We start from the raw sequence: 26,369 nt of genomic DNA, 5'->3' as shown, positions 1-26,369 counted from the left end.
TGTTCTGAGGTGACATACATATGCTGCCAAGCATTCGATTGAAAAAGCTCCCCTATTGAGTGATAGAGAAAAAAGTCTCCTCCTCTCTGGGCAAACACGGGATAAACTGCGTAAGAAAAAACGCCAACCAGGAATAGCCACGATAGAGCTAAAAGGTTGAATTTACTCTTCAAAGAATACAATGAGGCTTCCTTCTTCAGTCAGAAGACTTTTTTAAACTATTTCTACAATACGCATACAGGTCACCTTATGCAGATCGCATAAACTTGTCAAAAAAATATAGTGTGTCAACAAAGGCAGTTTAGACCCAATCTGGAGGGGTTGAAGTGGTCAGGAAATCACTAAAAAGGGTCCAGGAGATATTGAGGAGTATGACCGGCAATGAAACCCCTGTGCTTTGATAATAATTGTCCAATATGCTGCCTCGATGGTACAGTCTCGGCCTGAATGGTAAGTCACGATGTAGGCTGAGCTCGCCTCAATTGGCGTCATTACGGGATGTATTTGCCAAGTCGTTAAAGAAGCATGAGTTAAGGCGTTCATTTCAGGAGAATTTTTATGTACGTCAGTCTTGTAATACCGGTTTACAATGAAGCATCCCATCTCGAGAGTTTTTTACAGACTATCGACGGACTCAATATTGGGGTGCCGAAAGAACTGGTTTTTGTCGATGACTGTTCCAAAGATAAGTCGTTTGAGATCATCCAAAATTATCCATTTCAAAGCAAGACAGTGATATTTCGTCAGCCCCAAAATCAAGGGAAGGGAGCGGCTTTGCGGAAAGGTTTCCAGCTGGCGACTGGGGACATCATAGGTGTGCAGGATGCTGACTTTGAGTATTCGCCGGACGATATTGTACGAATCATTCAACCTTTGTTGGCCAATAAAGCTGATATATGCTTTGGGTCTCGATTCAAAAAAAATGCTGACCAGGTCCATAGGACTTTCCACTATCTCATCAATCGTTTTCTAACTATTTTAAGCAATATAGCCAGTGGGCTTTACCTTACGGATATGGAGACTTGTTACAAGTTTTTCAGAGCGGACATAATCAAAAATATTAGCTTGGAATCCGACCGATTTGGATTTGAACCCGAAATAACAGCAAAGGTAGCGCGTTTAAGAACTCGCATGATGGAAGTCCCTATATCTTATTTCCCTCGAACATATCTTGAAGGCAAGAAGATCACCTGGAAAGATGGCTTGGCAGCACTTTGGCATATTTTCTGTTTTAACTATTTGCGAAAACCCCATAACTATATCCAATCAAGCATGCCAAATCAATATATCCCCTCAGGACGTCAGTGGTTGTAGTAGGCGAATTGCATTCCAGGGCAGCAAAGTATTGAACTAAGCTTTTCGCATCGGAGATCCGCAATGTTCGAGGAGCGACAAAAATTCGCGAGTTGGACCCACCTTCTATTCTTGAAGCGAGCACTGACATCGCATTTAGGTAGGTATTTTCCGGGCTATTTTTTCGCGATGCTATTCCTGTTATTTCTTAAAAAAGCAAAAATTTTAAGATTTGAGCATTTGATTTTTGATTATCCATTTATTACCTACGATGGATATCAATGGCTCACCGATGCACTTCACTATTTGAATAATGCGGTCGAAGTTGTCCAAAGGAATCCAGCCCTTCCATTACTCTTCGCTGTGCTCAAATGTCTTGAAAGTGTTGATATTTACCCGCAAATTCTTGCAGGTCTTTTATGGATATTTTACTTCGGCTGCTACTGGATGTTAAGGGGCCTCGTAAGAAGAGAGCTTGCTCTCATTACGACAGCAATTTTTTTGTCTGTATTTCGAATTCATAGTTTTTTTGACTACGTACTGGCCGATCCCTGGTGCGTCACATTTCTGATTTTTTCTTTCGGCGCCTTGTTTCGCATCGACAAAGAACCACGATATCTCATTGTTTTTTCGGTCTGCCTCGCAATTGCGTTCAATTTTCAATTTGCTCCCGCTTTCTTGGCACCGGCCTTTGCGTTAAGGCTGCTTAGAACTTGCGGAGTTGAATGGCTCAAAAAGCACCGTAAGATCGTTTTATTCAGCGTCGCCCTTTTTTTGGGTTTGGCGACTCCCCAATTTCTTTACAAATGGTGGATGTTTGGGTCTCCTTTTCATTCAGGAGTCGTACACTTTCCATTGCTTCACTTCCATTTTTTCGGGGTTCCCACATATATCATTAATTTTTTGGCTTTCCTGGGTTGGCCTCTCGGATTTTTTGTAGTCTACGGCTGGGCTAAAACGGTGCGCTCGAAAGAGGCGAATCAGGAATTTATACACGTTGCATTGATATTTAACGTATTCGTGTGGATTTTGTTTTACGCTTGGACTGATGTGCGTTTTTTCATGTACATGGTTCCTCAATGGATAGCACTGGCTGGATATGCCCTGGATCGCTCAAATTGCTTGCGCTGGTTTTCTTTGAGTCAGTCTGGTTTGGTCGGCGTAGCTGTAGCAGCAGCAGGTGTTTTCTTCAGCGTTAATTTAGCAGCCTACAACGTTTCGGGTTTTGAGGCTTCGATTTTACCTCTCACTCCTCAGACGGTACTTCGGTTTAAGTCAAAGCCTATATCTCCTCCCCACACGACTTTTGTTTTGGATTTTGCAGGTTTTGCTGTGGAAGATTCGGATATCCCTACTGACAATTTTCCCCTGCTCAATTATTTCATGTACTACAAAAAGATTGCTAAGACTGCGCCGAGATATCCCAAGGAGATGCATGCCGAATTGGAAAATATGGCCAGGAAATTGAAAGACGAGCGAGTCTCTCCACCCGCTAAACTCGCGGTCTGTGGTCCTCTGGGCGAAAGTCACGAGTCTCGTCATCGCTTGTTCTGGATCGTAGGCCTAAATCTTGTCGCGTGCGATGCCCATGGGGTCTGGGGTACTGTACTGCCGATATCTGATCTAAGGGAAACTCAACGAGACAAAACTTTATTCAAAGGAACTCACATTGCATTGGTGAAGGAGCAGAATGAGGCCGTATTCTAAACTCATAAAATACGAGATCTCGGTCTCTTGGATTGCTACAATCTTGCTTACATGGGCCTTCGTATTGAGGGATTTTCTATCGCCGGGACTCCAGCCAGGGTACGCACGCCAGAGCCTTGTATGCGCGCTCATCTGTGCCGTTCATTGGCTATACAGATCCTTTCATGTGCAGCTGAACTTGAGCTGGCAAAAATTTGCATGGTTCCTGCTGGCAGTTATTGTGGTTCTGACCCTCAACTCTGCCGGAATCATGACCTCTTTAGGTGGGGACGAACTTTATCATGCCGATCAAGCGAGTCTAGGGCTACGCTGCCTTGAACTTCTTTGGAAAGTTGTGCCTGCATGGAGCTGGTTAAAACTACGGCCTATCCCAGAGATCGTAGGTGAGCTCAACCTTGCTTTCACCCTAGGTGGACTGGTGGCATACTACCTGTTGCGTCGCATCACGAGAGCCATGTCCCCCTGGCTTTTTTATCCCATCCTCTTTGCTGTCCTTAATCTGCTTTGCTACATCGTCAGTTTCTTGGGCCCCCGATTGGAAGTGCATCCACCACTTCGTTTACTGCCATTTTTTGCCGGCCAATTAATTTTTGGTTTTGATGATCTTTCATTCCGTTTAGCTCCCATCCTCATAGTGTCTTCGATGCTGGCTGCGACAGGCATATATGTTGCCGCTCGATCGAAGCGATGGCCTCTCGGATGTGCGACGGTGCTTGCGGCCGGATCTATTCCTTCTGTAGCTCACGTGGCGGGCATCGTGGAGCCATCTGTTTGGGCATTCTGTGCGTGGTTGGGGACCTATTTGATTCTACAGCCAGAAATAGAACTGTCGCGGCAGGAACGAGAAGAGCGCTTGATATATTGCGGCTTATGGGTTGGTTTCTTTGCTTTGGCTCGTCAAACATCTATCGTTATCTGGCCCGTTCTCGGCCTCTATTTGCTGCTATGGCGCGCAAGCCCACGAACTTGGATATTGACCTTACTCCCTGGCTTATTTTTTCTACCGACGCTTTACACTATGAAGCAGCTCAACCATGTGGCAGCTCAAGGCGCAAGCATGTTTCAGAACATTCTAAGCTCCATTGTTACTGGGCGCGGGTTTCAAGCCATTTTCCAAGCCTTGACTCCTATCTGGATATTTTGTCTCTTTTTGCTCGTTGCTTGGCATCTCTGGAGATTTCGCTCGAATCTTCGAACTTGGCCCTTTGTCTTTGGCTTGATTCCTGCCTACCTGTTGTACTTTTCAATTTGGGATTATCTTTGGGGGCTGGGGCGGTACCATGCGGAATACGGCGGTGGTATCTTGGTTATTCTGCTGGCCAGTGCTGTCCCTTCAATCAGAGGACGATGGGTCTATGCTGTGGCCGCCTGCCTGTTTTTTTATGGATTATGGACGATGCGTAATCTATGGCAAGACGTTGGTTATCAGCAATGGCCCGACAGACGTATAACTACGGAATCCACTTATCCGTACCGAGAGGCTTTGGGGTTTCTGAAGAGGCAGAACATAGAAGGCAGAATTGCGTTTTTTGGGGGGGTTCCGGTCAATGGAGAAATGTTTCTTTATCTGCGTGGTTTGACACACGATGACATTCAGAATTTTCGCACTATTCAGTCAGCCCTTGCTTCTCGTCAAACCGACATAAAGACATCAGATGATCTCATGCGGGTATTGCATGACCTGGGTGTCAGGTGGATCATGATCCAATCCGGAGAAAAGCGAGAGATTCAACACAGGACAGCCGAACAGAGCAGGTTGATCAGATTGGTGGAGGATCATGTTCTGCGAGCAGACACAGAGGTAAGGCCTCAACTCTTTTCATTCTGGGGACGCTATGAAGGGGCTATTCATCTTGTGCCCTTGCTTGATACAAGAAGCGAAGGATTGCCCGGTGTTTTATGATATTGCACTCGTGTGAGTAATCATCAATGAATCTCATTTTGGACCTCGACGATACGATCATTCCTTCAAGTCGACTTTATGAGCAGGCGTTAGAGAAAACGCTTGGCGGCGATAAATTATGGAAAGAAACCTACTTGGCAGCTCGTCAGCAAGTAAAGACCACTCTGCCGAGTGGTCACGTTGCAGCTCGCAACCGCCTTCTTTACTTCAAGAGGTACCTTGAACTTAGATTGGATCATGAACGTTCAGCAATTGATCTCTATGATCAGTACGAACATGACTTGGGATCAGCTATCCAGGAATGGTCTCGCGTGCATGGGCGATTTGACCTGCTTTGTGAGCTATCGGAGCGAATGCCCCTCTATCTTTTGACCAATGAGAATACTCGGACGCAGCTTGCCAAGCTCCATGCAATGACAGAAGGTCGTCTCAGTATCTTCACTGGAATTCTCACTTCAGAAGAGGTAGGTGTAGAAAAACCTCATTCTTATATCTTCCATACTCTGTTACGCCGTTTTGGTATTGCAGTGGAGGAAAGCGTAATGGTGGGGGATAGCTTCCAAAATGATATTCTGCCCGCGCGTAATTTGGGGATGAGGGCTCTGATGACCCATGAGTTTATCAGGGGTTTCGATCCAGAGGGTCCTGGTCTCAATAGCCTTTCTGAACTGCTAGAGTTAGGGGAGCTATGATAGATTTTTTTTCTTTATGTCACAAAGTTGGTCAAAGGGTGCCCGAGTGGGTGCAGGGAGCTGGTGGGAATGTTTCAGAGAAATTTGATCTTGAAGGGCGAACGCTTTTACGAATAAAAGCTTCCGGCTATCGCTTGGAAGCTGTGACGCAAGAATGCGGTTATGTCGATATGGACCTTCATCGTATGCGGCAGGAGTTTGCTGAGCTAAAGAGTGGTAGCGAGGGAGAAGAACGCTATGCCCAACTTTTGAACACTCATGTGATCGCCAGGCCTATAATGAAAGACAGGGCTTCCATGGAAACCTCTTTCCACATGGCTCTCCATGCTCGCTGGGTCGTTCATTTTCATTCCCTTGCTGCTATAATGCTGGCGGATCGCTACTTTCGCGGCGATGCCGCGGCACGATCCTTGTTCGGGTGTCGGGCAGACCTGAGCTTTATTGATTTTGTGAAACCAGGTCTGGATTTAGCCCTTGCTGTTCAAAGCGCCAAGCCTGCGAAGGTCTATATTCTCCGTAACCATGGTGTGATTCTAGCGATGAATGAGCCATCAGGATTGGATGAGTGGATTGCGCTTGAGTCCGAGATCAAGACCAGGTTTGGCTGGGAGGATCTGAGCCATGAAATCTCAGATGAGAATCCTGCTCAGCCCTTTAAAGTCTATATCCCCGACACAGCGGTTTTTCTAGAAAAATTTGCGTCGGCATTGATACCAGACGTTCGAGACAAGGATACCTTTTACCTGAAAACTCACGACTCCGGTCTCAATGAAATATGGCAAGCAACCCACAAAATGTATCGGCTTTGCCCCGATCTTGTTGAAATACCGCAGGTGTATTGGTCTCAAATCGCTGGCCTGCCGACAGAAAAATTTAGAATCCTGCGCTATCAAGAGAACTAAATATGTCTATTCATCTGTTATTGCCGATGTCAGGTCAAGGTACACGCTTTCAAAAAGCTGGATACGCTCAACCTAAACCCATGATTGAAGTGTGTGGCGTGCCGATGATTGAGCGGCTGCTTTCGGTATTTCCAAATCACTGGCCAGCAGTTGCCGTCATTGCGGATAACCATGCCGGCACAGGTATCAAGGAAAAACTGCAATCACTTCGCCCTGGTATCGAAATTCTCTCCATCCCACCGCATAGCAAGGGGCCTGGACAAGCCTTGCTTAAGGCGCTTGAAAAAGTGCCCCCTGCTGCTCCGGTCCTTGTGAGCTACTGTGACTATGGCATGAGCTGGGATCCCTTTCGATTTGAATCTTTTGTTCAGACGACGCAGTGTGATGCCTGCCTGGTTTCCTATCGTGGCTTCCATGCGCACTACCTCTCACCCGTGCCCTACGCATACAGCCGAATGGATGGCGAGCGGGTGCTGGAAGTGAAAGAAAAAGGCTGGTTTGGGGATGATAGAGAAAAGGAATTTGCTTCAGCCGGGACGTACTATTTCAAATCCGCTTCGCTTCTGAAGGAAGCTCTGGCAGTTCAGGAAAGGCTTGGCCTGGTCCTCAATGGAGAAAGCTACACCAGTCTCACAATCGAAGCTGTATTGAAGGCCAATCGAGATGCAGATGTCCGGATATTCGAAATCCCATATTTTTACCAGTGGGGTACTCCTGAGGATTTGCAAGCTTACGAGTATTGGCATCGTACATTAAGCTCATGGAGTCGCTTTAAGGGGAAAACCTCGAAGGATTTCCGAGTTGAGCAGGTGCTCCTGCCAATGTGCGGTTTGGGGAGCCGATTTTCGCAGCTCACACACGTTCCGAAGCCGTTCTTGAAAATCGGCCAAAGGCTGATGTTCGAGGAGTCGCTGGCAAGCTTGCCGACTGCAACCCATACACAGCTCGTCGCGTTGGAGTCTCATAGGGGTTATCTGTCCGATAGGTTGAATCACAGCCTGTTACTTGAAGCAACTCCGAGCGGACAGGCGCTGTCAGTTCAAGCTGGAATGCCTCTCCTTCGGGATAGCGGTGATATTATTGTCACGGCTTGTGACCATGGTATAGTTCTCGATCCAGAGAAATGGATTCGCTTTAAAGAAGATTCGGAAGTCGATGCCGCGATATTCACCGTCAAGGGTTTTCCGGGAGGGGCTCGCCGGCCTCAAGCTTATGCCTGGGTGGAAACTGAAGGAGACGATGAGTTTCCTCGGGTAACAAACGTGTCTGTAAAGAAATCACTTGTTGGAAATCCTCTCGCTCATAACCTCCTCGTGGGTACGTTTTGGTTCCGCGATAAGGCTGTCATGCAAAAGGGTCTGGATCGCCTGATAGCCAAAGATGTCCGTGTTAATGGTGAGATTTACCTGGATTCTGTTTTCTCGGAGTTATTGAGCCAGGGTTTTCTCGTGCGTGTGATTCCGCTCGATGGATATGTTAATTGGGGCGACCCGGATTCTTTGGCCGAAAGTCTATACTGGCAAGAAGTATTTTTTGGTCATGCCTACGAGCGGCGGTCGCGATTTCCTGGAGTCGAGGTGGCAAATGACAAAGTTTGAATTGGTTATCCCTGCCTATAACGAAGCCAAGAATCTCCCGGATGTTATACTCAGAGCGGTTCGCGCTGCTCAAGAATCTGGTTTGAGCGCGGATGAGTTTAGCTTGATTGTTGTGCAAAATGGGTCTCTTGACAACTCTGACGAAGTCCTGGAATTGGAAAGCAAGAATCCTTTGGTAAAGGACTGGTTTCGGGTCGTCAAAGTCGCTAAGAATCAGGGTTACGGCTTTGGAATTTGGCAGGGACTTTCGGCGACGAAGAGCGAAATTATTGGCTGGAGTCACGCCGACCAGCAGTGCGATCCGGCCGATGCCATTAAAGCTTTCCGCATGGTGGAAAGTTCCCGAGAGCGCAACCTCATGGTCAAAGGCGAGCGATATGAGAGGAACTGGCGCGATCGGATTGTGAGTCGGACGTTTGAGGCATTTTCACGCGTTATCCTTGGTATGAAGGTTCATGAACTCAACGCGCAACCCAAGGTCTTCCGGCGTCACCTGTTAGGGGCGATCAAGGCTCCTCCGACGACCTTTGCATTTGATCTGTATGTTCTGTACCAGGCTACGAAGCTGAGCTTTCGGTTTGAGACGATACCTGTGCGATTTCCCCCCCGAATTCATGGACTATCGAACTGGGCATCTAATTTTATGAGCCGCTACAAAACAATATTGGGGATGATTCGCTACATGTTCGAGCTGCGTAGAAAAAAGGGCGGCGCATGAAGCAGCCCTGGCTTAAAGTACTTTTTTGGATGGGCTTGGTACTCAAGTTGAGTCTTATACCCACGACTGACTCCTACTTTGTCAGAGATCTCTTCATTCCCTTTATCGACAAAGCGATTGAAACGGGCAGCCTCAACCCTTGGCTGCATAAGGAGCCCCACCAATTTCCCTATGGCGCTGTGCTATTTGTGGTTCTCGCTTGGCCAAAGGCCTTATTTTTCAAATTGGGGTTTTCCGCTCTTGGAACTGGAGCGCTCGGTTTATTTCTCTTTAAATTCCCACTACTCTTGGTTGATCTGGCAGTCTACTTTAGCGTCAAGCGCAAGTTTGAAGTGGAGCCATCGCGCTGGCTTGGTTTCTATTGGTTAAATCCTATTCTGATTTATGTTGCCTATGTTGCTGGCCATATTGATCTCGTTCCTATGGCATTCATAACATTTGCCTGCTTTGCCCTCTGCCGTGGTCAAGTTCTCTTGGCAGGACTTTGGGCGGGCCTCTCAGTTGCCTCCAAGTTCCACACGGCGCTTGCATTTCCCCTACTCTTCCTCTTTATCTGGCGAAACACGTTCTGGCCTCAGGCTTTTTGGGATCTATCGAAATTTGCATGCGTTAGTGCTCTGGTGGGATTGGCTGGCTTTTATCTCCCCTATGTGGCAGGAAATCTTGGGTATGTGACGCTCACTTCCCCAGAAGCAATGCGACTCTTCGCTTTTGCAATACCTCTGAGTAATGAAAATCATCTTTACGTTGGCTTTGTCTTTGTGTTGGTAGTTTTGGGGCGCCTTTTGGTCTCTCAGAAGCTTACTGAGCAGGGCCTGTTTTTTGGGTTAGGTATCGTCTTTAACGCCTTGCTTTTAGCCACTGATCCGATGTTTAGTTGGTATCTGTGGCTGATGCCGTTTTCTGCCGTTTTTGTCACACAGTTCTCACTTGTCCATTGGATTTTGCCTGTATTGCAAATGGCTTTCTACTTTATCTACTTTGTTGGGTTTGATCCTCTACGACAGGTGCCCAGCTTTTTGTCGGGAGTTGCCTTTACCCTCGTACAGACGAGCATCGCAGCGAACCTGGTTTTGATGTGGTACTTTGTTCGTCGGGAGTTTCCTCTGTCGTCACGGCTGAGACCGGTCATCATAGGCATTGCTGGAGATTCAGGCGCTGGAAAATCCAGGTTGTCAGAAGCTCTGTCTCAGGTTTTTGACGTCCGTAAGGCATCTTTTGTCGAAGGAGATGACTATCATCGCTGGGAGCGGGGTCATCAAAACTTTCAGATTTTCACGCATCTCAGCCCTCGAGCAAATTTCCTCAGTAAGCTCTCTTTCCATACGCGTGAATTGGCCTTGGGTCAAACTGTTTCCCAGCCCCACTACGATCATCAGACTGGAATGTTCACTCCTCCGCGAGTGTATAAACCTAGTCAGACGATTATTATACAAGGTTTGCATACGCTCTATCCGAAGGACATGCGAGAAGCAATGGACCTGAAAGTTTTCATTAATCCCCACCCAGCTATTCGTATGGCGTGGAAGATCAAGCGCGATGTGCAGGAACGCAGCTATTCGCTCGAAAAAGTCGTCAACGCCTTGAATTCCCGTAAATCGGACGGCAAGCAGTATATCGAGCCCCAAATGTATTACGCTGATTGGATAGTGGAGGCGCATCCGATTCGAAACATCACGGAAAAAGACGTCATTGATGGCATGGTGCCTGATATAAAGATGCGACATATACTGTGGAATGACGCTCTGCTTGAAGAGCTCTATGAAGCATTGGAGGGCGTGGAAGGCCTTGAAGTGGCTTATGAGTCCTTGCCAGAAAACATAGATCGAGTTTTTTTAGAAGTGTCCGGCTCTATCTCGGCCTTTGATGTCGCCAGGATTGCGGTCCAAGTCTTTCCCTCCCTCAAGAGCTTGACTCGTGCCAAATTTCTGCCGAAGTGGCTAGCTGGCTTTGATGGGATCAATCAACTGCTAGCGCTGAGTCTCCTCCAGCGGATGGAAGCCCGAGGTTTTGGTAAATGATTTATATCCAGCACCGTATCAATACACTGGAGCAGTTAGAAGATCTCAATCCTGGATTTGGTGCGGAGATCGACCTCCGTTCTGATCCGAATTCCCATGAAATTTATTTGCATCATGACCCCTTCATAAAAGGTGTTTCTTTTAACGATTGGATCAGCCTATTTGCAAAACGTGGCATTCGCGGTCCTCTTATCCTCAATACCAAGGAGGATGGGCTGGAGGCCGAATTAATAGTCGTCTGTGAATCGCACGGCATTAGGAATTTCTTCTTTCTCGATACGGCTTTGCCTACGCTGGTGAAGTGGGCCTGCCAAAAAAGCGAGAGGCGATTTGCATGTCGTCTCTCGGCATATGAACCCTTCGAGGCGCTTGAAAAATTCAAGGGAAAGGCAGACTGGCTTTGGGTCGATTGCTTTGAAGGGCGTCCCTTGCCAGTAACGCAACTGCAGGCGGCAAAGGAACATTTCAAACTTTGCCTCGTCGCTCCAGAGCTGCAAGGAGTTTCCGAGGTGGATCCGGCTTTTCGCGCGTGGTTCAACCAAGCAGACGCGATCTGCACCAAAAAGCCTGCGTTTTGGCAAAAATGGTGAACTGGCAAGCCACCGAAAAGTAAGGTAACTGCAATGCAGACATCAAGCGCACAAAACATTCGTGTCGGTTTCAAAAAACTTTTGTTACCTGTCGCGGCCGTTATTTGCGTGTGCATTGGCTTGCTTTTGGCCAAAGTGCGCATGGATTTTTTCTACCCTAAATCTCTCATCCCGCTTCGTCATTATCCAAGCGTGGATGTCGCGAAGGATCTGGACCTAAAGACTTTGGCTCTGGAACAGCTCCATATAAGGGACGAGATTGCTGTACCCGATGAGCTGCTTGGATGGAAATCTCTCAATGAACAACGATTGCCAACGGGCTTGAATCTCTTTATAGGAACCTATGGCCTCGATATCCGCGAAAGATCTTTAAGAATCCAATTTGTATTCAGTGATTCTATTGTCGAATGTCGGTCGCGCCGGGCGGTCGATCTGAAAGACAATCAATTGGTGGAAATTGTCCTGGATTGTCCAAACCAGCGTGTAGCCATAAATTGGATGGATTTCCGCGCCCTGAGGTTGCGATTCGAGCACCATGCTGCTGATGAAATGATCGCTATCTATGCAAAGGCCTGTCAACAGGGGGCATGCAGTCAGAATGCGAAGCCTGCTGCTATACTTCCCGTCTTCTCTCTCTATCCGAACGATACACCGTCCTTTTCTTTTTTGAATGCGCTGGATTATGGCGAGTTTTGGAATCCTGTTTTTTTTCAAGTCCTGTTTTTTTTCTCCATTGCTGGCATTGGCATCCTGCTGGCGGGCTTTTTATTGAGCAGCTGGGGTTTGATGGTTGATTGGAAACAGACATCTCCAGAGAGGATCGTAATTTGGAGTTCATTAGGGGCGGTACTCTGGGCACTCTTGGCCTTAAGTTTTATTTGGGTGACGCCGCCCTTTCAAAATCCAGATGAGCCCCAGCATCTGAAAGGTTTGGCAAGGATGCAACTCGCTCCCGGGGATCGTGAAATTGCCGATCAGGTTATTCGTAAAATAGCAGGACAAGTGAGCTTTCTGGAGGTGGAGAAACATCCTGCTACGCCCATTGTTCGCGGCTTGCCTCAAAATCCGGATCTGGGCCAGTATGGATTCGATGTCATCCCAAGTGCGCGATCGAAAATATACGATGCTTACACGCGATTCGCCATGCCCCTGGCTTGGCATGCTTTTCAACGCAGGTTGTTGCCAACAAATAATTTTGTTGTTTATGCGCGACTCGCTATTGCGATTCCTGCCCTGGCATTGGTCGCTCTTGGACTGGGATTTCACATCCTTACCCGAGCACATCTGGCTATTTGTGTTCTGTTTACAAGCCTCTTTCTACCTGTTTCGCTGTCGTTGGTGTCTTCTGTTTCCAACTATGGACTGGCCATTGTTTGGGGTAGTCTTTTCGCGTCCCTATTAGTTCCCGAAGGTTCCTTTAAGCTCGCCAATCTTCGCATGTGTGCAGCTGTTTTCGTTTTAGTGTTTTTAGGCGATTCCGCGATTCCCGCTTTGCCCCTTCTGTTTCTTGCACCTCCTTGTCTTGTTGCCCTTAGCGTCTGGAATGCATGGAATTCAAAGATTGAAAAAGGTTCGCGGTCGTTTTGGCTAAGTGTTCTCGTGGTTCCTGTGTCGGTGCTGCTCGCATACGCCCTTTTTGTTTGGCTTGCCAATCCAAACCTTCTCGATCCTTATGCCGCTAGGCTGGGGGCATGGAGCGCGAACCAAGGAGCTCGCTTGGCATTTTTAACGAAAAGCTGGGTCGTCTCCGTACTCTCACTTGCAGCTCTCACCCTCTTTTCCCTAAGCCTTCATGTGCTGTTCATTCGGCATCGTGTGATTCCAATGGCTCAAAGCGGCTCAGATTCTTCGAGTTTTCGTTGGGCCTTGACACTGGTCTTCCTATTTTTGCTTTGCCTGAGCATTTTCTTGTTCAATTTTTTTTGGCCTGAGGTGAGATTTGCTCCAAACATATACGGGATGAATCTCGATAAGCCTCCCTTTAGGGAATTTCTCGGGCAGTGCGTGGCAGCAATTATGTCGCAGGCTGTTCATTACGAGCAGGATTACTTTCTTTGGCAAACCAATTTTCTGGCCTATGGCTGGCTAGATACAACTGCTCCGCAGGGTTATTACTTTATTTTACGCCAGCTGTGGCAAGTTGGATTAGTTTGTTGTGCTTTGGCGGCCATATGGCGAACGACAGAGTTCCTCTTGCTGTGCCTTCCTTGGCTCATTTTTGGAGGGCTTTATTGGATAATTCTCTTGTGGGCTGCTTGGGAGCAAAGTCATACCTTAGTAGGGCGGTACCTATTGCCCGCGTGGGGTTTGTACGCTATACCCCCGCTCCTTGGGTGTTCGCTTATAGGAGCCGGTTTAAATCGTGATTGGCGAGACCTGGCTAAACTGTTGCTGGCTTTCTTGATTCTTTTCTTCCTAATAAGCTCGATTTGGGGAATGTTTAGTTTGATACCGACGCGTTTTCTAATTGGGGTCTAAGGCGACTACAGGGTTGAGGAAAGCTAGAATGATAAATTTATGGCGGGCTCATAGTGAATTTTATGGCAACTTGATGCGCCATAGGGGCCTGATATGGAATTTGGCAAAGCGTGATCTTGTTGCACGCTATAAGGGGAGTGTCCTGGGCTTTCTATGGACCATTGTAAACCCCCTGCTTCTCATGCTCACCTATTCGGTAGTCTTTAGTTTCATCTCTCGCTTTGAAATTCCTGACTATCCCCTCTATGTATTGCTGGGCATACTCGTGTGGCAAACGATTGCCAACTCTATCAATGAATCTGCAACTTCCATCCATGGAGCAGGAGGCTTAGTGACGAAGACTCCGTTGCCGCCGGAAATTATCCCTGCAAAAGTGGTCCTATCACAGTTCCTCAACTTCAGTTTGGCATTCACGGTATATCTCGCCTTTGCAGCTTTGGTTTATCAGAGGCTGTCCTGGCAGTTTCTCTTATTCCCTTTATTCATGTTTTTCATGTTGTTTTTTGTTCTGTACTTATCGGTGATCATCGCCTTGACGTCTGTTTTGATGAAAGATATTCAACAACTTACCAATAATATTCTCACGATTTTGTTCTTCTCAACTCCTGTCGTCTATACCATGCAAACTGTTCCAGGAAAAGTTCAGACATTACTCCTTCTGCAGCCGATCGCGCAGTTGCTTGATATTTCCAGCGCGCTCTTTTTCTGGGGCAAACATCCACGCGTTGGCGCGTGTCTCAGTGTAATCTTGTTCACAGCTTTTCTGCAATTTGCTGCTGTTTACACTGTGACGCTCTTGCGGCGAAAAATTGCGGAGAATGTGTGATGAGTGAGCAGGCCATAATTGAAATTCACGACCTCTGGAAGAAATTTGTCTATCAGGGCAGAAATGCAGAAACACTTAAGGAAGGTGTGCTCAGCATCTTCTCTCGGAAACATAGACAAAGCAAGGTCAAGTATAAGGAGCTCTACCACGGCTTGAGCCTTCAGATTCAGGGAGGGGAAGTGGTCGCTTTTCTCGGGTCCAATGGCAGTGGAAAGAGCACCCTTCTCAAGCTCATTTCTGGAATCTATAGCCCGGACAGTGGTGATATCCGTGTAAGAGGTCGATTGAGCGCTCTTATAGAGCTGGGGGCGGGTTTTCATCCCGAGTTCAGTGGACGTGATAATATCTACATTTACGGTCAGATCTTGGGACTCAAGCCATCCGATATCGATCTGCTTTTGCCCGCAATTATCGAATTTTCGGAGTTAGGTGACTTTGTTGAGCAGCCTGTCAAACACTATAGCAGCGGCATGTATATGCGGCTGGCATTTAGCGTGGCTGTGATGATTGATCCTGACATCCTGGTCATTGATGAGATTCTATCGGTCGGTGATTATAGGTTTGCTCAAAAAAGTCGGCAGAAAATGCTGGAATTTAAGCAAAAAGGCAAGACCATATGCTTGGTCTCTCATGATCTCGATACTGTGCTAACCTGGGCAACAAGGGTGGTTGTCCTCGAGCAGGGACAGTTGGTATTCGATGGCGAGCCCAGTGATGGAGTTCGCTTCTATTTGTCCCGCTGTGAAAGCGGGCACGCAGAGGGCAAAGTGACTATGAACTCTGCTCTCGCGGAAGAACCTGCCGCTAATGCGGCACTCGATCCTGAATTCATTGCGGTATGGAAAAATCGATTTCTCTTGCCAAGCATGAAAACGTATACTCTGCAAGAAACAGATGCCGTGCAGGCGCCCTCGGTTAATATTTGCGTGTCATTGGCGCACGATCTCGTTACCGGTGGATACCTCTATTCAAAGCTACTTGTCTGCTTGAAAGTCTATGAGTATCTGGCAGTACATTCAGCTTTCGGAAACTTGCGCGTCTTGGTATTTCATGAGCTCGATGGGCTGGAGCAACTCAAGTCTGATTTGGAGTCATGGAAGAGATCATCCCAAGTACCTTCTTGCTACTACGAAATTCATTATCTTCCAACTCACTCGGCAAAGCCTTTGCCTATCAATGCGCAGGACCTAGTGTTTTGCATGGATTGGAGGGCATTGGCTCACATACAAACGACCAGAGCATTCGCATGTGGACCCGGGCAAGTGTTTTGTCGACAAGTATTATCACTCTGGAATAACATCGATGAAAATGAAATACCGCCAGGCGAGCCAAAAGAGTGGCTGTCAGCCACGCAAAGCAAGTTTCCTTTTGTGAAGTTTGATATTCCTAATTTCACTCTTCCTGAAATTCGTCGTCGCCATTCGATAGAGAACGACGTTCCTTTTCATATCGTGATCTTGAACGATGTGCTCCTGACCTCCTCTCACCTCAATGTCGCACTTAGGAGTATCCAACAATTCTTGGATATGCTGGGGCAGGAGGAGTCTTCACTTGTGAGCGTCATCTCTATCGGCGACACATGCCCTGAAGTGCAACTCGGCCCTTTGGTGCATCTTAAATCAATAAGCCGATCACAGTTGGTGAGTTTGCCCATAGGATCAACAGTTGTCTTGTTTAATCATTTGCATGATTACTTTTTGCCTCTTGCTCGTGAGCTGCAAAACTACGGAATACCAGTGGCAGGTGACTTGACACGCTTTGGATCGTCGCTGGAACATGATCTTGCCGAACAGATCTTCAACATTTGGCAGCGCAGGACGTCCGAAGCAAAGGAACATGTTGAATTTGACCTTGTTCATTTGAAATTGCCGGATTCCACACAATGGGCCGGCAAGATCATAGAGAGCCTTAGATTCAATGGAGGACTTTTATGAATCCGACCATTTCTCCATTGCGGGCAAGGGCGGCTGTGGTACTGCCGGTCTATAACGCGGCAATCTGGTTAGAGAAGTGTATTCTGTCACTCGAACAAGGCGGTCTTGGCGAGGATTTTGATCTTTACATCCAGGACGATGCGTCCCCTCAGGCAAGTGTAGGGACGTTGCTTTCGCAATTAGCTCAGCGCAGGCCAGATGTGTATGTGGGGAAAAATCCCAAAAATCTTGGATTTTTGGGTACTTGCAATCTTGTATTTCAAAGGCTTCGATCGGATTACGAGTATATCATTTTGTGCAATTCTGATGTGATGGTGACTCGCCGCGCCATACGCTCTGGTCTCCAATACATGGACGCACATTCTGATGTCGCGCTGCTGAGTTTCTTTGCGAATCGGGGAGGTCAGCTCAGCATCAACTTGCCTGATGGCGTCGACTATGCGGATGCATCAGAATATCTTAGTGCAAAAGCATATTCCAAGCCAGTTCATGCGGTAACTTCAGTCGGGCACTTGTTGGTCATACGGGTAGCAGCGATCGATGATAAGGTTAGTTTATTCGATCCCATATTTGGCAAGGGCTACGGCGAAGAATCAGATTTGCACTATCGCCTGTTGAGCCGTGGCTGGAAGGCCCACGTCCTGCCAAATGATTTTGTGTACCACCGAGGAGAAACTTCATTTGGTATCGACGCTCTGAAACCACACGTCGGCATTTTTTATCAACGTTGGAATACAGAGCACGAAGCCGCATTGCTGGTGGAGAGTCAAGCAGACTCTCTCGCATGGTTCCGTGACACTGAAACCAACGATGTTGCGAAGGATCAGCTGAAATCCCTGAAGCAATTTGCAAGAGAGCGATTCAGGCAGCGACTAAAAAATGCCAAAGGGGCAACAACTGCAACGGTTGCGCTCAGTCTGTACGCATTGACTGAATTTTTCGACGAAGTATGTATGGCTCTCATCGATCTTAAGCAGTCTCATACCGAGGTCCTGGCTGTGGCAGAAGGAGAAATGCCGATGATACGGCGTTTGCCTGTCAAGACTTTTGTCTTGTCACAGCTGCATCATCCGGAACTCTCTGCGTATTTGGCCGATGCTGAACGCTATGGTCAAGTTCGCTATCTACAGGATTACAGGAATTCGAGTGATAAGTTTCGTGCGACATTTCACCAATTGGCTAAATCCAGGGATTCTTTGGAAGCTCTTCCAATTGGTGGGCAACTCGAATGTTCAATCCATGAGCGAGTCCTTGTCGTTGCACCGGATTACGCAGTAAGCGGCGGGATATTTGTAATTGCTGAATTCATTGCAGCCCTTAAAAAGAATGGAATGCAAGTTGTTGTCGCGACACCTCGTGGTGCCCGACATCCGCCCAATCATAACTATGGCGCTGAAATATATAGTCTCGAATACCTGACCCATAAGAAAGGGCAGCCTTTTGCGCTCATGGTAGTGACCTGCTGGGAAAGTCTATTTTGGGCTAGCAGAATCCCAGCCGAGAGATTCCTTTGGTTGGCTCAGTCGATCGAAGAGTACTTCGTCGATCCAGAAAGGCTCAGTGAACGTCTGCGGATTATAGCGCCTTACCTTGTGCGAGGGGTCCAGGTCATTTCCGTCTCCCATTGGATACAGACAGTTCTTAGCGTGCGTTTTGGCATCAACTCCACTCTCATTGAAAACCAACTCTCCCCTTTGGTTGATTGGTCTCAATATCCTCGAGTGCGAGATTGGGAAAGCATTCGAGAGCCAGAAGATGCGTCTGTCGTGGTTGAGGGGAGTTGCGCCAAGTTCAAGAATTTGGAAGAAGCGATCGATATTGTCGAGCAGCTGGGTTTTGTTCGAAAAACTCTCATATTTGCTGGATCGCTGGAAGATCGAAATTTCCTGGAAAATCGAGATTTGAGTGGATGGACTGTGTTGAATAATATCGATCGAGAAGACGTCCTTAAGAGATTTTCTGAGGCAGATATTCTCGTTAGAACAAGCGTATTGGACAGTTTTGGATTCGCGCCATTGGAAATGATGGCCACTGGAGGTTTGGTGATGATCAAGCCTTATCAAGGCGCGCCAGGCCATTGCATGAACGGCTACAATGCTCTCTTTTTTAGCGATGCAAGCGATCTGCGGTCGCATTTTGCGAGACAGAAAGAATCGGGCTCCATCTACTTTAAGAAGATTGCTGAGAACGGCCTCAGCTTCGCGGAGGCGCGGATTGGTGTTGCTCAAGAAGCATATATGAAAGCCGTGCGTGATATTTTACAAACGGTGACAGACCCCATGTTGGCGGCCGCGCTTCAACTTTTGTGCTCCTGGAGAAACGTGGGAATGAATGCTTGGCCGCAACTTGAGTCAGCGATTGGAAGAGCCCATAATATTGGTGCTGGGGTTGTTGATCAGGTCTCAACAAAGGGTCTGAGGGTGAATATGGCTCCGCTCCGTTATCGCTTGGTTGACGCCCTCGTGTTGAAGGGCATCAAGCGCTTGATACCCATAGAATTGTATAAATCGTTGAAAATTGTTTTGGAAAAATTATGACGGGCAAGCTTGAAATCTATTTGTTGGCTGGCGTAGAGAATCCCATTGCACAAAAATTCATCCAGAGTGCAGTCGAAATTATGATTTCTCCGCAATATGATCCAGGGTTCAAGCCAGAAGCGCTTATGCTTGGTCTGGTGGTTAACGCCTTGCCAATGGAAATCATCTGGGGTCAAAACGGCATTTTTTATAGGAAGCCGGTTCGACAAGCTGATCTCGATTCTCCGGATGAGCATTTGGCTGTCGAATCTGTGTTCCGTACGAAAGCCACCAAGGTTGGGATAGTATCAGTGGATTTACCCGACCCGCGCATGCCTTTTGCAGTGCGGATGAATGAAGGCACATGGCTGCAATGCATTGTGAGCCGGGATCGCCATTCAAGAGATGTTGTGGAAAGCTTTGGCTGGATAACGCCCCTGACCAATAATCCCTATGCAACTCCAATTGAAACTTGGGGTCTGGAGGCGAAGGGTTACCTCTTTGCGCAGCAGAGTGTTCAAAGTTAGATGCGGAGATCGATGACATTCGATTTGCGCATCCAAGCCATGCGATCGGTTATATGGTTGCCTTTGAGGGGACGTGCAGTGAAGGCGGAATTGCTGGTTTCTATTGTTATCCCTGTGAAGAACGGCTATCGCTATCTTCCTGAGGTCCTGGAGGCCGTTGGCGGGCAAGAAACTGACTTCGCCTTTGAGATTGTCGTCGTGGACTCTGGTTCAACCGATGGCTCGCTCGAAGTCCTGAAAAAGCATAATGTTCAACTCATCGAGATAAATTCGCACGAATTTAATCATGGTAGCACACGCAACCTCGCGATTAGCAAAACTCGTGGACAATTCGTTGTTATGTTGACCCATGATGCGACGCCAGCCAATAGCTCTTGGTTGAGAAATTTGGTTGCACCTTTACGGAAAGATGACGGAAAAATCGCCGGGGTTTTTGGGCGGCATATTGCCCGGCCGAATGAAGATCCGATAGTAGAACTTGACTTATGCAAGCATTTTGAGCGATTCCATCAAGCTGGTAGACAATTCTGGGAGAAGGACGCAAATTACAACGCAAATCGCGGAGAATACATTTTTTTCAGCAATAACAACTCCTGCCTGCGAAAATCTGTGTGGGAAAAGCTACCATTCAAGCATACGGATATGGCGGAAGATCAGCAGTGGGCCGAGAGTGTGCTAGAAGCAGGATATGCAAAGGCATATGCCCATGATGCCGTTGTCGTCCACTCTCACTCTTATTCGACAAAAGAGTGGATGCATCGCACTTTTGATGAATATCGTTCGTATTATAAACTAGGTCTTGTTGAGAAGTATGGTTGGAAACAATGCTGCAAGAGCGCCCTTTGGCTTTGGCGTAACGATCTCCGTGAATTACTGCGGATGCCGACGAGCAAGAGCTTTAAATTGGTCTGGGCTTGGCGCCGCCTTTGGATTTCGTTGTCGATTGCGATTGGTCAATTTTTTGGAACCAACTTTGAACAGATTCCAAAAGGCTGTATAAGCTTTTTCTCCATGCAAATGCGTAACATAAGAGCGCGTCAATGAGTGTCTCGCTGCTCAGCAAAATTCAATATCGCTTACGGAAGCGAGGTCTCTTCGGTCTCTTCTGCATAAGCCTTATTAAAATGGGTGCGTTGCTGCAAAGGCTTGGAAATTATTTCGATGGGCGTATTTCAGCAGCCATACCTTTGCCTGGTCTCGCTGGGGCATCAAATAAATTCGGTGGCATATTGGATGTCATCAGACAGTCTTACTTAACGATGAGTGAGGCAGCGCCTCAGCCAGCGGTGCCAACTGGCGTCATAGCATGGATCGTCCCACATTTTTTGAAAGGTTCTGGCGGGCATACGACTCTGTTCCGCTTTATCAGTGGTCTCGAGAAACTCGGCGTGAAGAATAAGATCTACGTGCTTAACGACATGCAAGCAATGCTGTCCCCAACGACCTTAAAAAAGCAGATCAGCGAGTATTTTTCTCCGGTTCATGGTGAAGTGGAAATCATAAGCTCACAAAGTTTGGCCCGCGAAGCCGATATTGTGATTTGTACTTCCTGGCAGACGGCTTACGCTGCCAAAGCCTGGATAGCCAAACGAAAAATTTATTTTGTTCAGGACTACGAGCCTTTTTTCAGCCCTGTTGGTTCCTATTACCATTTCGCGGAAGAGACCTATCGTATGGGTTTCGAATTTTTCACGGCAGGGCCCTGGTTGCTCGAAACGTTAAAGACGAAGTTTGCAGTAACCGGCGATTACTTTTATCTGTGCCCTGATCGATCTATTTATTATCCCCGAACGACCTTCAGCCTAAAAGCGCTCCAGGAACATAAAGCAGCCAATGATTTGGCAAACACATTCAAGATTGGACTTTACAATCGGTCCCTAACGCCGAGGCGTTGTGTTGAAATTGCCTGGATAGCGTTGTCGATTCTGCCAGAAATGGACAAGCGCTTCATCGTTTTCGCTTTTGGGGACGAAGAAAAGCGCAGACTCCCGTTCCCGCATATTAATTTAGGACTTCTAAGCCATGACGAACTCGCTCAGGTCTACTCGTACTGCGATATCGTCATTGCTCCTTCCGCGACCAATCTGTCCCTGTTAGCTCGCGAGGTCATGGCTTGCTCGGGCGTGGTCGTGGACCTCAAAGGTGAGAATACGGCTTTGGAGTTAAAAGATCAGATTAACTCCATTCTTGTCGAGCCGGAAGTTGCGGCATTTTTGAAGGTGATTGCCGATTTGATCGATCAACCCGAAATCATAAGGCGCATGCGCGAACATATTGCAGCTCAAATCAATGCACTTCCCGAATGGAGTGCACAGATCAGCAAACTGCGTCAATTTGTCGAGGGCGGGCCGGTCTAAGCGAGAACGACCGAAATCAAGAGTTGGCCGGCCCAGTAAATACATTTAATATCTAAGCGCAATTCATACGTTTTGTTCCAAATCGTCTGTAGATTTTCTGGGGCTTGATAGATCTGGAGACCTTTCTATGAGGTTCATATGCGGATTCTTGTTATAGGCGGTGCGGGTTTTGTCGGTTCATCATTGGCGCTTTCCTTCCAACAGTCGCAGCCCAACAGCAAAATAGTTGTGTTTGATAACTTGCATCGCCGGGGTTCAGAATTGAATCTACCCCGCTTCAAACAGCACGATATTGAATTTATTCATGGTGATATCCGTAACCGTGAGGACTTAGAAGATATTCCTGGCACCTTTGACCTGACCATAGAGGCATCAGCGGAACCGAGTGTGCATGCGGGCCAATCCGGTCAAGGGGTGAACTATCTCATCGGCACTAATCTCAATGGTACAATAAATTTCCTCGATTTTGTGCGTAAGAAGTCTGCAGGTGGCGTTTTTCTGTCGACTTCGCGAGTCTATTCCATCCCAGCACTTCGTTCGATTAAGTTGGACGAGGGCGACACCCGCTTTGAGCTTTCTGCACAGCAGGATATGACTGGCTTGTCGAAGGGAGGTATCGCCTGCAGCTTTCCTACTGTTGGCCGGGGATTTAGGTCGCTTTATGGCAGTACGAAGCTCGCTTCTGAACTTTTTATCGAAGAATACGCAGCCGTTTTTAATGTCAATGTGCTCGTCAATCGCTGCGGCGTAATCGCTGGGCCTTGGCAGTTTGGAAAGACTGATCAGGGGGTCTTTACTCTTTGGGTTGCTCGTCATCTTTTTCAAGGACAACTTAGTTATACAGGCTTTGGCGGGACTGGTAAGCAGGTTCGCGATCTTTTGCACCCTCGCGACCTCTTCCGACTTATACAGCAGCAGATTCCTGTGCTGGATAAGCATCGGGGACAGATTTTTGCGGTTGGTGGCGGGCCTGAAAATGCAGTCAGCCTCAAAGAGTATACGCAAATCTGTGAAAAGATCTGCGGCCAGAGGCTTGATATTCGTTCCCAAACTGAGACTTCGCCAGTTGACATTCCTTGGTTTGTCTCTGACTTGGCAGATGTTGGGCACAGTTTTGATTGGAAGCCGGAGCTTTCCCCAGAAAGCATAGTTAGTGAAATTAAAGCGTGGCTGGCCAGATTTGAAACGATTTTGAGACCCCTTTTTACATAACCCATCAGCGGGAGTATCTATGAGCGTTGCAATAGTCACCGGTGCATCCGGCCTTATTGGCAGCGAAACGGTGCGTTTTCTTCACGCCAAGGGCATGACTGTCGTTGGCATCGACAACAACATGAGGTCTTATTTTTTTGGTTCGGATGGGTCGACGGATTGGAATGCTCGGAGAATGCAGACCGAGTTTAATCGTTATATCCATGAGAATCTTGACATCCGTGATCAGGCGGGCATTCAAGGGATTTTTGAAAAATATGCCCAAGACATTGCGATGGTTGTGCACTGTGCAGCGCAGCCTTCGCATGATTGGGCGGCTCGGGAACCCGTCACCGATTTTACGGTAAATGCACTGGCGACTTTGTATTTGCTCGAAGCCACTCGAATGCATGCGCCCGAAGCCAGTTTTATTTTTACCTCGACCAACAAAGTTTATGGCGATACTCCTAATTACCTTCCCCTCGTAGAGAAGGAGCAACGTTGGGAATGCGATCCAACCCATGGGTATGGAGAGCATGGCATTGATGAATCGATGTCGATTGATCAGTCCAAACACTCGGTGTTCGGCGCAAGCAAGGTAGCGGCTGATATCATGTGCCAGGAGTATGGCCGGTATTTTGGAATAAAGACGGCCATCTTTCGCGGCGGTTGTTTAACGGGTCCAGCTCATTCGGGAGCGGAGCTGCATGGTTTTCTCGCCTATCTTGTGAAGTGCCAAATGACCGGGCGTCCCTATTCGATCTTCGGCTACAAGGGTAAGCAGGTTCGTGACAATATTCATGGTAACGATCTGGTTCACGCGTTCTGGGCCTATCATGAATCGCCACGCCCCGGCGAGGTTTATAATATCGGCGGCAGTCGCCACAGCAATTGCTCGATGATCGAAGCGATCCAGATCATAAAAGAACTGACCGGACGAGAATTGAACTATACTATCAAGGATGAAGCGCGCTCGGGCGATCACATCTGGTGGATTTCCGACGTCCGCAAGTTCCGCGAGCACTACCCGAAATGGAACTATCGTTACGATGTTAGAGAGATTATCCGTGAGATAGTTTACGCCGTTGCAGAGCGTGAAAACATCAAAGTGCCTTAAATTAACATTAAATGGGGGAAGGGCTTGCTATGAAACTTTCGGTCGTCATCCCAGCTCATAACGAAGAGGGTTGCATAGAGGGCACTATTCGAAGCCTGCATGAAGTTCTTTCGCGCGAAGTCATTGACCACGAGATTCTTGTTATCAACGATAACTCCAGGGATGGAACCGAGGGTATACTTGATGCCTTGTCCAAAGAAATTGTAAACCTTCGCTACATTGACAACCGACCGCCAAACGGATTCGGCTTCGCAGTTCGCCGGGGGCTGGAGAATTTCTCTGGGGATGCTGTGGCAATTTATATGGCCGATGCATCTGACAGCCCTACTGATTTGGTGCGTTTCTACCGGAAACTGAACGAAGGCTTTGACTGTGTTTTTGGAAGTCGATGGACAAAAGGCGGTCTTGTAATAGACTACCCTTTCCACAAGAAAGTATTCAATCGACTAGCTAATTCTTTTATTCAAATTGTCATGCAGATTTCCTACAACGACACGACAAACGCATTCAAACTTTATCGAGCCGAAGTTATTCGGGGTATTCAACCCCTATTGAGTTATCATTTTAATCTAACAGTAGAGCTTCCACTTAAAGCGATTGTTAGAGGGTACTCATACGCGGTCATGCCAAATTCATGGACCAATAGAAAGTTTGGAGTTTCCAAGCTTAAAATACGGGAAATGGGCTCTCGTTATCTCTTTATTGTTCTTTACTGCTTAATTGAAAGATGGTTTTCTCGAAAAGACTATCATCGTACCAAGAACCGGATGATGCAAAGTGCTTAGCTAAAATCCAATAAGTTGGGATAGCAACAATGGAATCCACCCTCGCTCTCGATAAAATACTTGCGAATCTTTACACAGCTCGTTTTTCGCCTAAAGATAAAACACTCAAGGCCGAACTGTGGAATACTTTGGTCAATGAATTTCTTCAGAAATATATTAGGCTGAATTCCACTGTTGTTGATATTGGGGGCGGTTATTGTGAATTCTTAAACGCAGTTTCTGCCAAAGAAAAGCACCTTATTGACTTGAATCCCGAATCGCAGTTATTTGCTCAGGGCAATATTCGGGTTCACCATCTGGACATATTGAAAGCGAATGCTTCTGACTTTGGAGTAAAGGCTGACTATTGCTTCGTTTCAAATTTCTTTGAGCACCTGCCGGATTTTCAAGCGCTTTTGAAAGTACTGTCTTTTATTCGAGAAATTTTAAAACCAGGTGGACAACTCATAATCATACAGCCGAATTATCGATTTGCTTATAAAGAGTATTTTGACTTTATTGATCACACGCTGCCAATATCAGATAGGTCTCTAAAGGAGGCTGTCGAAGCAGTTGGATTTAAGGTAGATGTTTTGATACCGCGATTCTTGCCTTTTTCAACCAAAAGTCGGGCTGCTTCCACTGTTGCGCTCAAGTTTTATTTAAAGTGCCCGTTTTTCTGGCGCTTTTTTGGTAAGCAATTGTTCATGGTTGTAAGGCCTGCATGAGAGGCAAATATGTCATCCAACCCGGTACTTCCAAGGTTTTTCCTGCCTTGAATTGCCTCCTGCCGGCCTTGATTTAATTCTCGAATATTATTCATACACCATCTGCATGAACGTGCGCGTCTTTAAATAGCTGCTCGACTTTTCGAAAGTTTCTTTTGCTAGTGCATTCAACGCCTCTTCAGTCAAATCTGGACGTGACCGATAATGCAATTCAAGGGTTAAAGAATGGCTGTCTCGATTTGAGTTAAACAGAACACCATCTATGCTTGGAAATTGAAGGCGCCCAACCGGTGGTGAAGGTCCTTTTCAATAAAAACATTTGAGTCGGCTCAATTGCTCCTTTGCACACATATTTCGTCTCTTCCTTCGTAAGCGCCCCAGCAAGTCACGGTTAGACTCCGTCCCCACCTGATCGTATCCTGCCTCATCACCCGCAGTTGGTGATCAAAATACAGTGGTTTAAAAGATGATCATTTTCGGCATTTGGTAAAAATGCAAAACGCATTA

General features: G+C 47.2%; 21 protein-coding genes. 20 read left to right on the top strand and 1 reads right to left on the bottom strand.

The genetic code is table 11. The annotated features are described in order from the left end of the window. A partial coding sequence (locus tag VE954_RS08890) for a hypothetical protein (RefSeq protein ID WP_324951808.1) occupies positions 1–182 on the bottom strand: 182 nt, incomplete at its 3' end. Positions 183–558: 376 nt separating this feature from the next. Here VE954_RS08890 and VE954_RS08885 point away from each other — a divergent pair. The 20 genes from VE954_RS08885 to VE954_RS08790 all read left to right on the top strand — a co-directional run bounded on the left by VE954_RS08885 (position 559) and on the right by VE954_RS08790 (position 25,862). After that, complete coding sequence (locus tag VE954_RS08885) at positions 559–1,314, top strand: glycosyltransferase family 2 protein (RefSeq protein WP_324951806.1); 756 nt, start codon at positions 559–561, stop codon at positions 1,312–1,314. Positions 1,315–1,377: 63 nt separating this feature from the next. Beyond that, positions 1,378–3,000 carry a hypothetical protein gene (locus VE954_RS08880; protein WP_324951804.1) on the top strand — a complete coding sequence of 541 codons (1,623 nt, stop codon included), beginning with the start codon at positions 1,378–1,380 and terminating at the stop codon, positions 2,998–3,000. A gap of 178 nt (positions 3,001–3,178) precedes the next feature. Beyond that, entirely contained in the window at positions 3,179–4,903 is a 1,725-nt protein-coding gene (locus VE954_RS08875) for a hypothetical protein (RefSeq protein ID WP_324951802.1), read from the top strand. A 26-nt stretch (positions 4,904–4,929) separates the two neighbouring features. Then, positions 4,930–5,595: an HAD family hydrolase gene (locus tag VE954_RS08870; protein WP_324951800.1), complete on the top strand. Its 666-nt coding sequence runs from the start codon at positions 4,930–4,932 to the stop codon at positions 5,593–5,595. Further along, positions 5,592–6,497, top strand: coding sequence for a class II aldolase/adducin family protein (locus VE954_RS08865; RefSeq protein WP_324951799.1), 906 nt, complete (start codon positions 5,592–5,594; stop codon positions 6,495–6,497). The genes VE954_RS08870 and VE954_RS08865 overlap by 4 nt, the downstream gene beginning before the upstream one ends. A 2-nt stretch (positions 6,498–6,499) precedes the next feature. Then, on the top strand, positions 6,500–8,095 hold the full coding sequence (locus tag VE954_RS08860; RefSeq protein ID WP_324951797.1) for an NTP transferase domain-containing protein: 1,596 nt from the start codon (positions 6,500–6,502) through the stop codon (positions 8,093–8,095). Next, positions 8,082–8,813: a glycosyltransferase family 2 protein gene (locus VE954_RS08855; RefSeq protein WP_324951795.1), complete on the top strand. Its 732-nt coding sequence runs from the start codon at positions 8,082–8,084 to the stop codon at positions 8,811–8,813. Before VE954_RS08860 ends, VE954_RS08855 begins: the two co-directional genes overlap by 14 nt. Next, positions 8,810–10,834, top strand: coding sequence for a hypothetical protein (locus VE954_RS08850; protein WP_324951793.1), 2,025 nt, complete (start codon positions 8,810–8,812; stop codon positions 10,832–10,834). Before VE954_RS08855 ends, VE954_RS08850 begins: the two co-directional genes overlap by 4 nt. Further along, positions 10,831–11,424 carry a hypothetical protein gene (locus tag VE954_RS08845; protein ID WP_324951791.1) on the top strand — a complete coding sequence of 198 codons (594 nt, stop codon included), beginning with the start codon at positions 10,831–10,833 and terminating at the stop codon, positions 11,422–11,424. Before VE954_RS08850 ends, VE954_RS08845 begins: the two co-directional genes overlap by 4 nt. Before the next feature lie 33 nt (positions 11,425–11,457). Further along, positions 11,458–13,902 carry a hypothetical protein gene (locus VE954_RS08840; RefSeq protein ID WP_324951789.1) on the top strand — a complete coding sequence of 815 codons (2,445 nt, stop codon included), beginning with the start codon at positions 11,458–11,460 and terminating at the stop codon, positions 13,900–13,902. Positions 13,903–13,930: 28 nt separating this feature from the next. After that, positions 13,931–14,728, top strand: a complete 798-nt coding sequence (locus tag VE954_RS08835) for an ABC transporter permease (protein ID WP_324951787.1) — start codon at positions 13,931–13,933, stop codon at positions 14,726–14,728. After that, positions 14,728–16,662: an ABC transporter ATP-binding protein gene (locus VE954_RS08830; protein WP_324951785.1), complete on the top strand. Its 1,935-nt coding sequence runs from the start codon at positions 14,728–14,730 to the stop codon at positions 16,660–16,662. The genes VE954_RS08835 and VE954_RS08830 overlap by 1 nt, the downstream gene beginning before the upstream one ends. Beyond that, entirely contained in the window at positions 16,659–19,199 is a 2,541-nt protein-coding gene (locus tag VE954_RS08825) for a glycosyltransferase (protein ID WP_324951783.1), read from the top strand. Before VE954_RS08830 ends, VE954_RS08825 begins: the two co-directional genes overlap by 4 nt. Then, complete coding sequence (locus tag VE954_RS08820; protein ID WP_324951781.1) at positions 19,196–19,705, top strand: hypothetical protein; 510 nt, start codon at positions 19,196–19,198, stop codon at positions 19,703–19,705. The genes VE954_RS08825 and VE954_RS08820 overlap by 4 nt, the downstream gene beginning before the upstream one ends. A 78-nt stretch (positions 19,706–19,783) precedes the next feature. Then, positions 19,784–20,749 (top strand): glycosyltransferase family 2 protein, encoded by a 966-nt coding sequence (locus VE954_RS08815; RefSeq protein ID WP_324951779.1) that lies wholly within the window; start codon positions 19,784–19,786, stop codon positions 20,747–20,749. After that, the gene (locus VE954_RS08810) at positions 20,746–22,062 is read left to right on the top strand and encodes a hypothetical protein (RefSeq protein WP_324951777.1); all 1,317 of its coding nucleotides are present in this window, start codon (positions 20,746–20,748) and stop codon (positions 22,060–22,062) included. Before VE954_RS08815 ends, VE954_RS08810 begins: the two co-directional genes overlap by 4 nt. 138 nt (positions 22,063–22,200) lie before the next feature. Continuing rightward, positions 22,201–23,274, top strand: a complete 1,074-nt coding sequence (locus VE954_RS08805; RefSeq protein ID WP_324951775.1) for an NAD-dependent epimerase/dehydratase family protein — start codon at positions 22,201–22,203, stop codon at positions 23,272–23,274. A gap of 19 nt (positions 23,275–23,293) precedes the next feature. Further along, positions 23,294–24,370 (top strand): NAD-dependent epimerase/dehydratase family protein, encoded by a 1,077-nt coding sequence (locus VE954_RS08800; RefSeq protein ID WP_324951773.1) that lies wholly within the window; start codon positions 23,294–23,296, stop codon positions 24,368–24,370. Positions 24,371–24,399: 29 nt separating this feature from the next. Further along, on the top strand, positions 24,400–25,155 hold the full coding sequence (locus VE954_RS08795) for a glycosyltransferase family 2 protein (RefSeq protein WP_324951770.1): 756 nt from the start codon (positions 24,400–24,402) through the stop codon (positions 25,153–25,155). 29 nt (positions 25,156–25,184) lie between these two features. After that, positions 25,185–25,862 carry a class I SAM-dependent methyltransferase gene (locus tag VE954_RS08790; RefSeq protein WP_324951768.1) on the top strand — a complete coding sequence of 226 codons (678 nt, stop codon included), beginning with the start codon at positions 25,185–25,187 and terminating at the stop codon, positions 25,860–25,862. Positions 25,863–26,369: the final 507 nt, after the last annotated feature.

The organism is Oligoflexus sp., from assembly GCF_035638955.1.
Taxonomy (GTDB): domain Bacteria; phylum Bdellovibrionota_B; class Oligoflexia; order Oligoflexales; family Oligoflexaceae; genus Oligoflexus.
The sequence above is the reverse complement of the archived record's forward strand: the minus strand, read 5'-3'. Positions and strand labels throughout refer to the sequence as shown.

What these genes read in the sequence shown, in the direction of transcription:
- VE954_RS08820 (WP_324951781.1), top strand. Translation starts at nt 19,196, where the DNA reads ATGACGGGCAAGCTTGAAATCTATTTGTTGGCTGGCGTAGAGAATCCC.
- VE954_RS08880 (WP_324951804.1), top strand. Translation starts at nt 1,378, where the DNA reads ATGTTCGAGGAGCGACAAAAATTCGCGAGTTGGACCCACCTTCTATTC.
- VE954_RS08850 (WP_324951793.1), top strand. Translation starts at nt 8,810, where the DNA reads ATGAAGCAGCCCTGGCTTAAAGTACTTTTTTGGATGGGCTTGGTACTC.
- VE954_RS08795 (WP_324951770.1), top strand. Translation starts at nt 24,400, where the DNA reads ATGAAACTTTCGGTCGTCATCCCAGCTCATAACGAAGAGGGTTGCATA.
- VE954_RS08855 (WP_324951795.1), top strand. Translation starts at nt 8,082, where the DNA reads ATGACAAAGTTTGAATTGGTTATCCCTGCCTATAACGAAGCCAAGAAT.
- VE954_RS08860 (WP_324951797.1), top strand. Translation starts at nt 6,500, where the DNA reads ATGTCTATTCATCTGTTATTGCCGATGTCAGGTCAAGGTACACGCTTT.
- VE954_RS08840 (WP_324951789.1), top strand. Translation starts at nt 11,458, where the DNA reads ATGCAGACATCAAGCGCACAAAACATTCGTGTCGGTTTCAAAAAACTT.
- VE954_RS08790 (WP_324951768.1), top strand. Translation starts at nt 25,185, where the DNA reads ATGGAATCCACCCTCGCTCTCGATAAAATACTTGCGAATCTTTACACA.
- VE954_RS08830 (WP_324951785.1), top strand. Translation starts at nt 14,728, where the DNA reads ATGAGTGAGCAGGCCATAATTGAAATTCACGACCTCTGGAAGAAATTT.
- VE954_RS08800 (WP_324951773.1), top strand. Translation starts at nt 23,294, where the DNA reads ATGAGCGTTGCAATAGTCACCGGTGCATCCGGCCTTATTGGCAGCGAA.
- VE954_RS08825 (WP_324951783.1), top strand. Translation starts at nt 16,659, where the DNA reads ATGAATCCGACCATTTCTCCATTGCGGGCAAGGGCGGCTGTGGTACTG.
- VE954_RS08885 (WP_324951806.1), top strand. Translation starts at nt 559, where the DNA reads ATGTACGTCAGTCTTGTAATACCGGTTTACAATGAAGCATCCCATCTC.
- VE954_RS08835 (WP_324951787.1), top strand. Translation starts at nt 13,931, where the DNA reads ATGATAAATTTATGGCGGGCTCATAGTGAATTTTATGGCAACTTGATG.
- VE954_RS08810 (WP_324951777.1), top strand. Translation starts at nt 20,746, where the DNA reads ATGAGTGTCTCGCTGCTCAGCAAAATTCAATATCGCTTACGGAAGCGA.
- VE954_RS08805 (WP_324951775.1), top strand. Translation starts at nt 22,201, where the DNA reads ATGCGGATTCTTGTTATAGGCGGTGCGGGTTTTGTCGGTTCATCATTG.
- VE954_RS08845 (WP_324951791.1), top strand. Translation starts at nt 10,831, where the DNA reads ATGATTTATATCCAGCACCGTATCAATACACTGGAGCAGTTAGAAGAT.
- VE954_RS08870 (WP_324951800.1), top strand. Translation starts at nt 4,930, where the DNA reads ATGAATCTCATTTTGGACCTCGACGATACGATCATTCCTTCAAGTCGA.
- VE954_RS08865 (WP_324951799.1), top strand. Translation starts at nt 5,592, where the DNA reads ATGATAGATTTTTTTTCTTTATGTCACAAAGTTGGTCAAAGGGTGCCC.